The 10,124-nt window shown below is 54.4% G+C and carries 11 protein-coding genes; 5 read left to right on the top strand and 6 right to left on the bottom strand.

Annotated features, from left to right (window positions below):
• On the top strand, window positions 1–210 hold a 210-nt coding region (locus tag Q1B15_RS16195; protein WP_299755575.1), incomplete at its 5' end, for a hypothetical protein.
• 139 nt (window positions 211–349) lie between these two features.
• On the opposite strand, the gene Q1B15_RS16200 is transcribed toward Q1B15_RS16195, so the two are convergent.
• Genes Q1B15_RS16200 through Q1B15_RS16210 form a run of 3 tightly spaced genes read right to left on the bottom strand, consistent with a single transcriptional unit; the run spans window position 350 to window position 3,256 of the window.
• Complete coding sequence (locus Q1B15_RS16200) at window positions 350–1,255, bottom strand: DMT family transporter (RefSeq protein ID WP_299755578.1); 906 nt, start codon at window positions 1,253–1,255, stop codon at window positions 350–352.
• Window positions 1,256–1,283: 28 nt separating this feature from the next.
• Complete coding sequence (locus Q1B15_RS16205; RefSeq protein WP_299755581.1) at window positions 1,284–2,516, bottom strand: MFS transporter; 1,233 nt, start codon at window positions 2,514–2,516, stop codon at window positions 1,284–1,286.
• Window positions 2,517–2,521: 5 nt separating this feature from the next.
• A complete protein-coding gene (locus tag Q1B15_RS16210) occupies window positions 2,522–3,256 on the bottom strand; it encodes a class II aldolase/adducin family protein (RefSeq protein ID WP_299755583.1) in 735 nt (244 codons plus the stop codon).
• Window positions 3,257–3,411: 155 nt separating this feature from the next.
• On the opposite strand from Q1B15_RS16210, the gene Q1B15_RS16215 reads away from it, so the two are divergent.
• The 4 genes from Q1B15_RS16215 to Q1B15_RS16230 all read left to right on the top strand — a co-directional run bounded on the left by Q1B15_RS16215 (window position 3,412) and on the right by Q1B15_RS16230 (window position 7,501).
• Window positions 3,412–5,034: an FAD-dependent monooxygenase gene (locus Q1B15_RS16215; RefSeq protein WP_299755585.1), complete on the top strand. Its 1,623-nt coding sequence runs from the start codon at window positions 3,412–3,414 to the stop codon at window positions 5,032–5,034.
• A 175-nt stretch (window positions 5,035–5,209) separates the two neighbouring features.
• Window positions 5,210–6,226, top strand: coding sequence for an amidohydrolase family protein (locus Q1B15_RS16220; RefSeq protein ID WP_299755587.1), 1,017 nt, complete (start codon window positions 5,210–5,212; stop codon window positions 6,224–6,226).
• 188 nt (window positions 6,227–6,414) lie between these two features.
• Window positions 6,415–6,792: a hypothetical protein gene (locus Q1B15_RS16225; RefSeq protein WP_299755599.1), complete on the top strand. Its 378-nt coding sequence runs from the start codon at window positions 6,415–6,417 to the stop codon at window positions 6,790–6,792.
• Window positions 6,793–6,841: 49 nt separating this feature from the next.
• Window positions 6,842–7,501: an adenylate kinase gene (locus tag Q1B15_RS16230; RefSeq protein ID WP_299755589.1), complete on the top strand. Its 660-nt coding sequence runs from the start codon at window positions 6,842–6,844 to the stop codon at window positions 7,499–7,501.
• A 17-nt stretch (window positions 7,502–7,518) separates the two neighbouring features.
• Here the strand turns inward: Q1B15_RS16230 and Q1B15_RS16235 are convergent, their stop codons facing one another.
• The 3 genes from Q1B15_RS16235 to Q1B15_RS16245 form a co-directional block, all read right to left on the bottom strand.
• Complete coding sequence (locus Q1B15_RS16235; protein ID WP_299755592.1) at window positions 7,519–7,848, bottom strand: DDE-type integrase/transposase/recombinase; 330 nt, start codon at window positions 7,846–7,848, stop codon at window positions 7,519–7,521.
• Between the two features lie 301 nt (window positions 7,849–8,149).
• Window positions 8,150–8,896, bottom strand: coding sequence for a creatininase family protein (locus tag Q1B15_RS16240; RefSeq protein WP_299755595.1), 747 nt, complete (start codon window positions 8,894–8,896; stop codon window positions 8,150–8,152).
• A gap of 23 nt (window positions 8,897–8,919) precedes the next feature.
• The gene (locus Q1B15_RS16245; RefSeq protein WP_299755597.1) at window positions 8,920–9,708 is read right to left on the bottom strand and encodes an SDR family oxidoreductase; all 789 of its coding nucleotides are present in this window, start codon (window positions 9,706–9,708) and stop codon (window positions 8,920–8,922) included.
• Window positions 9,709–10,124: the final 416 nt, after the last annotated feature.

Here is a 10,124-nt window from a genome sequence, read left to right on the forward strand (position 1 = left end):
AAAGTCGTTATCGCAATCGTAGCCGCCGCGGCGGACTTAAGGAATGTTCGTCTCATGTTTCCTCCCAGAGTCTATTTTCCAACTTACCAGCGCTACAACTCCTCCGAGTTTTTAGCGCTGCTTCTTATTTGGGCTCCTAAATCGCGCATGCATCGCACGCTCCAACCGTTTGAAGCCGAAATTATTCTAAGAATGAACCGCCATTTCTGATCTTCCAAGCCTTTTTATCGCGCCAAAACGCAGACTTGTTCCCGCACGGTCCGATCCTCCCGGTGAAGATGCTAGGCGCGTCCAGATTTTCAGTCAATGGGACGGCGTTCCGCATGCGGGAACACGCCTAGAGTGTGAATTATGCCGACGCAACAAGAGCGACGCCAATGATTGCGAGGGCCGCAGCCACAAGGATTACCGGTCTCGGTCGCTTCTCGATCCGGAAGACGACCGTGGACAAGAAGATCGAAAAGAAGATTTCGAGTGATGAGATCATCACCACAGTTGAGACTTTCTCATGGGCCAAGGCCGCAAACATCAAGACCTGACCAAGTGAGACCAGGACCGCTGCCGCCATCACATGCCGATCAATATTCTGAAAAAGGTTTCGGAACATTGGCCTATAGTTCTCTGAAAAGGTTGCGAGAACAACAAATCCGAGAAAGCCAGACAGCGCGCTGATGAATGTTCCCAGCGCCGGGGCATCCATGAAATTCAGCCCGGCTTTTCTGCCGATGTAGGATACGGCGTATGCAAGGGCCGCCCCGGTCCCGATCAGATAGGCCATCGGCGCGGCAGTGTCGTTGCCGTCCCGGCTTTTGCGAAAACTGTCTTGGATCAGGAGCGTGAAGGCCAACGCAATCACGATAAGTCCGGCAAGATCAAAGAGCGTCACCGGTTCTGACAGGAAAATCGCTGCAAGCAAGACTGAGAAAAATGGGTTGAGCCGTTTTACTGCGGATGCGCGCGTAGCCCCAAGGCGTCGGATTGAATCAAAAACCAGCGTGCGTCCAAACACCATGGCCGCGATGCCTGCAAATGCGAAGGATCCGATACCCTTAGCGGTGTCTCGCGTGGCCGAGATGTCGATGCGCCCGGCCTCTAGCGCCAAGAATAACGCAAAGGAAAATCCGATAGTGACGATCACTGAAAAAAGCACGCCCTTGTCGCCCCGTGACCCCGCGGTTCCTGCAATCACGATGTTTAGCATCGCAAAGCATAGCGCGGATAATGCGGCAAGCGTTTCACCCAAATACCCTGGCACTATCGAGATTCCATTTGGGTGGTACGGGTCATGTGCCGTCCAACCTCCTGATGCGCGCAAGCTCGGGGAATCTTCTGGCCCAAATTCCGGCCACGGCCAAAGTGCCGATACCCCCGATCAAAACTGCCGTGACCGGCCCCATAACTGCGGCAAAAGACCCAGCTCGGAACGCGCCCACCTCGTTGGATGCGCCAATAAAGACCTGATTGACTGCATTGACCCGCCCTCTCAATTCGTCGGGCGTCCATATCTGGATCAGCGTGCTTCGTACCAAGACGCTGACCATATCCGCGCCACCCAGAACGACCAACGCGGCGATAGACAGCCAAACAGTTTCCGACAGCGCAAAGACGGTTGTGAAAGTGCCAAAGATTGCGACAGCGATAAACATTGCTCGGCCCGCATAGTTACTGATTGGATTGGCCATCAAATAAAGACCGACTGAAATCGCGCCAATCGCGGGGGCTGCACGCAAAAGGCCCAGTCCTGTTGGGCCGATGTCCAAGACGTCTCGCGCGAAAACTGGGAGCAAGGCGGTTGCGCCGCCAAGAATTACCGCAAACAAATCAAGCGAAATAGCCCCCAAGATGACCTTCTGGTCCCAGATATAGCGGAACCCCGCGCTCAAGGTTTCCCAATCATTGACCCGCTTGGACAAATCCTGAGTCAGTCTTGGAAGGCTTAGAATCAAGATAGATGCGATAAGGAACAGCACAACCGTCGTGCCGTAAGCGGCATACGGGTGCAGTCCATAAAGCAATCCGCCCGCGACAGGGCCACAGATTGTCGCGATCTGCGCACCGCTTGACGTGGTTGCAATTGCGTTGGCGAGGTCCTTTTTGGGCACTAGATTGGGGACAATGGATTGGCGTGCGGGATTGTAGAATGCCCGCGCAGTTCCAAACACCGCCATCAGCATGAATATGTAGCCGACCTGCGGGTCGCCGCTAGCCGTTTGGAACAACAGGCCAGCGGCGCCTGCAGCCATTGCCACCAAGCTGATACCAATGATGATGCGGCGCGGAAATCGGTCTGCGACTGTTCCGGTCACAAACACCAACAGCAATGCGGGCGCGAATTGTGACAGGCCAATCAGCCCAAGATCGAACGGATCGCGCGTCAGGTCGTAAACCTGCCAACCGACAGCGACGGTTTGGATTTGAACAGCGAAGCCAATAAAGACGAGCGCGAAAAAATAGTTACGAAAGCCTGCAATCTTGAGAGAAGCAAAACCGGCCCGGGTCCGGGAACCAACGGCCATCGCTGCTAGGGTACAGGTGCGTCGGACCCAAAGCCGGCACGCCGCGCCCAATATTGCCAGGTCCTATCGTAGCCTTCGCCGGGCTTGGCGTCGCCCAAGCGCGATTGGATCAGATCTATTTCGCCTTCGGTAAGATACTTAACCGTTCCAAGCTGCATCGCGGTAGCCTGCAATTGTGCATTTACGTCCAGATAGATCGCCGTATAGACCGCTTCGCGGATCGAACGCCCTACGACCGTTGATCCATGGCCGCGCATCAATGCCGCACGCCCGTCGCCGAGCTTGACGGCGAAGTCGTTACCCATGTCGTTGCTCGAGATTAGCAGATTGGTGTCCCCAAAAACATCACCGGCGTCCCAGATAGGAACTTCATGACCCAAGACGCCACACGAATGCAGCAGCGGACGGATGGGTGTATCCGTAATCCCAAACGGGATCACACCTCGCGAATGGCTGTGAACCACCGATTGAACATCGGGCCGGGCGGCCATCAGGGTACCGTGAATAAAACGTTCAAGAAACGGTTTGCGGTCATCGCAGACGGCCGTCCCGTCGAGGTTGAACTCAACGATATCCTCGATCGTCACCAGCTCCGGTGCGACCGCCCTCGCCAGGAAAAACCGCTCTGGGTTTTCGGGGTGGCGTACGCTGATATGACCGAAGGCATCGCATATACCTTCGTTTGCCAGAATTCGACTTGCGACCACAAGGTCGCTCAAAAGTGCTTTATGGTCAGTCATGCATTTCTCCTCGCCTAGCAAGCTTAGGAGCGGCGTCGGTTTCGTAAAAGCCATTCCAGAACGGTGTTCCACCTAAAGGAACGCGGCGCGAAGTCGTTTTGAACCAAATCTGACACCGTCTATGCTTAAAAATAGTTAGCTAGGAGGAGATTGGTTTGCGCAAAACGCAAGTGCTGATTGTCGGCGCGGGACCCGTTGGGTTGACGCTTGCCATTGATCTTGGCCAGCAGGGCATCCATTGCCTTTTAATCGACAAAAAGCCTGGTCCAGAGTTCCTGCCCAAAATGGAACGGTGCAATGCCCGGACGATGGAAATCTTCAGGCGGATGGGCATTGTCGAGCGTGTGCGCGCTGCGGGTTTGCGTTCTGATGTCTCGATGGATGTCTTCGTTATCCGGTCGATGTGCGAGGCGCCGTGGCTTCGTTTGGAGTATCCTTCGGTCGATGAAGCCCGCGCGGACATCGCGGTGTGCGAGGATACCTCCCAGCCAGCTGAGCCGTACCAGCTGATCTCTCAATACACGCTAGAGCCGCTCATGTTGGAGATAACCCAAAGCCTTCCGACCGTCGAGATTGCCTACGGTTGTGAATTCGACAGCTTTGCGCAGGATGCAAAAGGTGTGACGGCTAAACTTCGCAGGGCGGGGCAAGTGGAAGACATTCGTGTCGATTACCTCGCGGGATGCGATGGTGGCGCAAGCCCTGTTCGACATGCTCTTGGGATCAAACTTACGGGCGAAGGCAATATCGCACGAATGCGTCAGGCGCTCTTTCGGTGCGATGATTTGTTTGACAGGTTGCCGATAGGTGATGGGCCAGGGCAGGGCCGACATTATCATGTAGCGGACGATGCGAGCTCTTTCCTGATTATGCAGGATTCGACACGACATTGGACCCTTCACGCGGTTGTCGAGAATGATGCTGCAATGGCCGCGCAGTTCGAAAAGGTTGTCGGCCAGCCAATTGACTACGAAATGCTGTATGTTGGTGAATGGAAGCAAAACCTTTTGCTCGCCGACAAGTACGGCACTGGACGTGTATTCCTGGCCGGGGATTCTGCGCATCTCGTGATCCCGACGGGTGGGCTTGGGATGAACACCGGGATTGGTGACGCGATTGATCTTTCATGGAAACTTGCCGCCACGCTGCACGGTTGGGGCGGTCCTGCGCTTTTGGCATCCTACGAAGTCGAGCGCAGACAGGTCGGGGATCGCAATATAGGCGCATCCCGCTATGCATCGAGCGGTCGACGCAAATGGCGGTCGATGTGGACGCCTGAATTGGATCACGCCAGTGCGCATCACTGTGCGGCACGTGCCAAATTCGTCCGCGTAGCCGAGGAAGAACAACGCAAGACGAACGAAATGATCGGTGCAGAGCTTGGGTATCGCTATGTCGGCAGCCCTGTGATCGCCGAAGAACCCGGCGGCCCTGAACATTTGTTCCGCACCTACGACCCGACTGCCTGGACCGGTGTGCGATTCCCGCACGCATGGTTGGCACCTAACATATCGGTATTGGACGGGTTCGAGCGCGCTTACTCTGTGGTGAGTTTCAACGCAGACCCATCGGTCGGACAAGAATTGGTCACGGCATTGCGTGCGGTTGGTGCCCCTGTGCAATACCGATTAATCGACGATGTGCGGCTGCGAAGGCTTTACGGGCGTGACCTGTTTCTGCTTCGTCCCGATCTTCATGTCGCTTGGCGCGGCAGTTCTGGTCCCGATGATCCTGTTGAGCTGGCCGCCCGTGTCACGGGACGCTTCCCACAATGGTAACGGGGTCAGGTATTCGGAAAAAGATCAGTTTGATCATCACGACGATTAGCAGCCCAAGTACCAGCTTGTCGAATGTGTCCGGCGCTACCTTGTGGGCGACTTGGCGCGAACCCTTTGAGAAACCCTTACCGATGAAGAAAAAACCGACGAAGCGCATAACCATATTGGAAACCAAATGAAAAAAATTGACGTGTTCACCCACATCTGGCCAAAGCCCTTCCACGACGCCTTGATCGCGCATTTGGGCCATACAACAGACATTACCCGTCGCTCGGAAGCCGTCCCGATGATGACCGATCTTGATCGGCGCTTCGAAGTCATGGATATGTTCGGGCCGGACTACTGCCAAATCCTGTCCATCGCGTCCCCGCCTTACGAAAAATACGCGGACCCTTCCAAGGCTCTGGAACTTGCGACAATTGCGTCTAACAGTATGGCTGAATTGTGCCAGAAATACCCCAACCGTTTTCCCGGATTCATCGGAACAGCAGTCATGTCTAATCCGGATGCGTTGGTTGCAGATGCGCGCCGAAATATCGAAGATCTCGGTGCGGTCGGCATGCAAATCTACACGAACGTATCGGGCAAGCCATTGGACCGACCAGAGTTCGAGCCATTTTTTGAGTATATGGCCAGCACCGGCAAGCCCGTCTGGATGCACCCGTCGCGTGGCGCAAATTTTACGGATTATCTGGACGAAGACCAGTCAGAATACGAAATCTGGTGGACCTTCGGGTGGCCATACGAGACATCGGCCGCCATGGCACGTCTGGTCTTTTCCGGCATGTTTGACAGGCACCCCGCCTTGAAGATCATCACCCATCATGCAGGTGGAATGGTGCCATTTTTTGAGGGCCGTGTCGGTGCCGGATGGGACCAGATGGGGGCGCGCACGACGGATAAGGACCTCAAGAAGGTCCTTAAGGCGTTGAAGCGTCCCCATCTGGAATACTTCAAAGAATACTACGCTGACACTGCAAGCTTCGGGTCGCAAAAAGCGATTGAACATGCGATCGAATTTTTCGGAGAGAACCGCGTGCTGTTTGCGTCCGATGCGCCGTTCGATCCTGAGGGCGGGCCCATGTATATTCGTGATACGATCGATATTCTGGATCGCTTGGATATTTCGGAAACGTTGCGCTGCAAAATCTACCAGGACAACGCTGTCGAACTTCTGGGGTTGAAGCTTTGAAGACGAAGTGCGGTAGTTACGATGTAATCAGCAACGGCGGCGGTGCCACGGGTGCCGGGACACCCCGAGATGCTGTCAGGGCGTTAAAGCGCGTTCGTTTGATTGGGCGCCGATACGCGGACTTAATCAGTGCCAGCGGATTCACAAACCGCGCCAACAGGCTGGACACACGACCGCACTCCGCAGTGATGGCTATCAGCTCAAATCAAACCTTGCTTAAACGGCGTATCCACACCCGACAGCACCAAATTGTGGGGCCTTATCATTCGATGGAATTGGCAGATTTATCTGATGGCGCTGGAGGTGTTGAACGCCCTGACTCCCAGTCAGGTGATGTTTCTGAAACCGTCCGAATCTGTCTCAATGAATGGTTCAGGCAATACAGCTTTGAAACCATCGAAGAGGCACTGGAACAGGCTGCAGATTGGCTATGGACTTACAACAACGAGCGCTCCAACATAAATATCGGTAGCAGAATACCTGCCCAAAAAACAGAAAATATCTGCATAAAGTCTTCGACCAAACCCAACAAAAAATTGGGGGATTACAGATATATTGGTCGATAGCCTGAAGTCCTAATGACCATGTGACACCAAAATAGAAAGAGCTTTAAGAATGACAAATTTGATCCTGCTCGGGCCTCCAGGTGCTGGTAAGGGTACACAGGCCCGCATGTTGATGGAGAGCAAAGGGCTGATTCAGCTTTCTACTGGGGACTTGCTGCGTGAGGCTGTCGCCAAGGGAACACAGGCAGGCAAGGCTGCAAAGCAGGTGATGGCAGCTGGTGATCTGGTCTCAGACGAGATTGTAATTGCGATTGTCAATGATCGCCTGGATCAACCTGATGTTGCGGCCGGCGTGATCTTTGATGGATTTCCCCGCACCGTGATTCAGGCTGAGGCGCTGGATAACCTCCTAAAAGACAAGGAAATGAAGCTTGATTCCGTTGTCTTACTGGAGGTGCCCGATTCGGCAGTAATCGAGCGAATTTCTGGCCGCTATACCTGTGCGGGCTGCGGAGAGGGGTACCACGACCTTCATAAGGTACCGGCTAAACCGGGCGTTTGCGACAATTGCGGAGAGACAAAATTCAAGCGGCGAGTTGATGACGACGCAGCAACCGTCTCAGAGCGGTTGAAAACTTATCATGCCGAGACATCTCCGCTAACCGTCTATTATTCTGACAAAGGTCTGCTTAAACGCATCAATGCGATGGGCGATATTGACATCATTAGCGCTCAACTGAACGAGGTTTTTGACAGAACTTCCAATTAGAATTTGGCGCGTCGATTTCAGACGGGCAACCGAAGTTCGGCCCCCTCGCATGGTTTTGCAAACAAACCACTGCCGGGCAATGGATGCGAAACTTCGGCCCGAGTGTTCAACCCACCACCTGCGATATGAAGCTGAGCCAACCCAAGTTCGCAAAGCGCCGCAGAATAAGACCCCAGCTTGCCGGCGACAAATTTATCTGGAATGCATCCCTGCTTTTTCAGGAGTTTCCGCATAAATTTAGGGGCCGTACACTTGTTGCGACGCGACTGCGCCAGCACCTCAAAAACCTCGCCTTCATCATCTACGGCCCGCCACAGATACACCAATGCGGACAAAGACTTTATCAAGATGCCAGGCTCCTGACGGCTCAACGCGGTGGGATCGTAGCCTGGTTGCGATCGCCGGGCCGAACTTCAAAATCCATCGGCGGATCGGTTGATAACTTACATCAATGCTACGTTCCGCAAGCATTTCCTCCACGTCACGAGAACTCAGTGGAAAGCGAAAATAGAGCCAGACGGCCCGTTGGATGATTGCGGGCGGAAATCGGTGACGTGTGTAGGATATTTTGCGCATTCAACAACAAATACCCGTCGTTGGACCGATCGTCGATCTAATGTGACAGTGCCTCAGCAGCTTTTTTTGACCCTATAATGATGGGCGAAGTACGTGCCGCATATGTGCAAGAATCAGACTCCGTCCTTTTTCGCCGAGTTCCCGCGTCGCGGCAGAGGCGCTGGCTGTATACCAGTGATCGCGTGACAGGTTTTCCATTTCGACCGTGTCAGGGCAAAGGGCCAACAGGAGCGATGTCTCGCCTAGTCCGGCATGGTCGAAGGGAAACTCAGCGATGATCTGAGGCGTCATCAAGGGATGACCTTTGATCCAGTTAAATGGGTCGTCGCCGCTGGATTGTTGGTCGTAATACTGATCCATGTCGCCATTGCCCCACCAGCCCTCGCCCCGATTGGCTTCCAGAAAGGCAAAGATTGCCTCGCGCCCGCCGAATTTGAAGGCAAGATCGGTCGGCATTCCCGCTGCGAAATTCTCCGTCTGATGGTGAACGAAGAAATGAATGTTGCGAAAACCGATACGCAGCAAGCCTGTAAACATTTCTTGCGCAAGGGGGTACAAAGTGTTTGCGCCGACATGCAGCGTTCCGGTTCTTTCCGGTCCGGCGACGGCATAGCTGGCAGCTCCGTAATAAAACGGAGGCAACAGGACCATATCCATCTCTGGTTCCAACGCCTCCAGCAACTTGATTACAACCAGCGTGTCCAGTCCAACCGGCAGATGTTCACCGTGGTATTCGAGAACACCTAGGGGCAGAACGACCGGCCAATTGCCATCAATCGCCGTCCTGATCTGGTGGGGAAGCATCAGTTCATAGCGCATGGAAGATCCTTTCAGTGAGAACTTCAGGTGCTGGTCAATGCTCGATCTAAGTCACTGTATCCGCCATCCACGACCAGTGACTGCCCTGTCATATGACCAGCCCAGTCTGACAGAAGAAAAACAACGGACGCGGCGATTTCGGCCGGTTTGGTCATTCGTTTTGAAAGCGGAATGTTCCTGACAATCCCTGCCAATTTTTCGTCCGGACTGTCAAAACCAGAAAGCCATGCCTGATACATGGGCGTCATGGTTTCTCCCGGAACCACCGCATTCACCCGGACACCATCGCGCGCAAGCTCGGCAGCCCATTCCCGCGTCAGCCCCAGTATACCGCCTTTGGCGGCAGCATAAGCCGAAGTTCCCCCTTGTCCGGTAAGTGCGATCTTCGAGGATATGTTGACGATCGATCCACGTTGGCGCTTGATTTCTGGAACACAGAGATGCGCCATTGTGTAGTAGTGAACCAAATTGCGTTCGAGTGAATTGCGGAATTCCATCGGACCGGCATCTAGGCCCACGGCATCATTGATGCCCGCGTTGTTGACCAGCGCATCGATTTTTCCGTGGCGCTCCAACACTTCGCTCACTGCAGCGCGGCACTGATCGTCAATTGTGAGATCGACCGTAATCCAATCGGCGACAGGTGATTGTGCCCGCAGACATTCGAGCGTGTCCGGATGCGGCCCGGTCTTGTCCAGAATGACAGGAATAGCCCTTTGCGCTGCAAGCATCTCAACAATTGCAGCGCCGATCCCTGCAGCGCCACCCGTGACGATAACAATCTTGTCAGATAGCCCAAACTCCACCAGCATTCCCCCCCGCTAGGCAATCGGTCTAGCCCTTTCATAGACGCTCATTACAGACACTCAAAGTGATAGGTGAAGAAAGTACCTTGCCTTGCTCAAAAAGTGTAAGAAATCACGCCTGATATCAATGTGCACAATCTGTCCTGCACAGTCGCAAAGCGCACTTTTCGTCAAATTCTCGTTTGGGCCGCCTGTGACCTGTGCACTGCGCGCCCCGCGACAGCCTGATTTGACCAGGAAGGACCCAAAGCGGCCTCAATAAATGGTTGACCAGGCCGCCCGATGGCCTGGCAATGAGACCTGGCCCAGATGCAGCCAGGACGTGACAATGCACAGTTGACCAGGCCCACGGGCCCGCGCCAGGCCCGCAACCAGGAAGGCCCCGCCGTCTGCGCCGTAATACAACGCCAGGCCGAAACAGG

It is taken from the genome of uncultured Boseongicola sp., from assembly GCF_937988555.1.
In the GTDB taxonomy this organism is placed as follows: domain Bacteria; phylum Pseudomonadota; class Alphaproteobacteria; order Rhodobacterales; family Rhodobacteraceae; genus Boseongicola.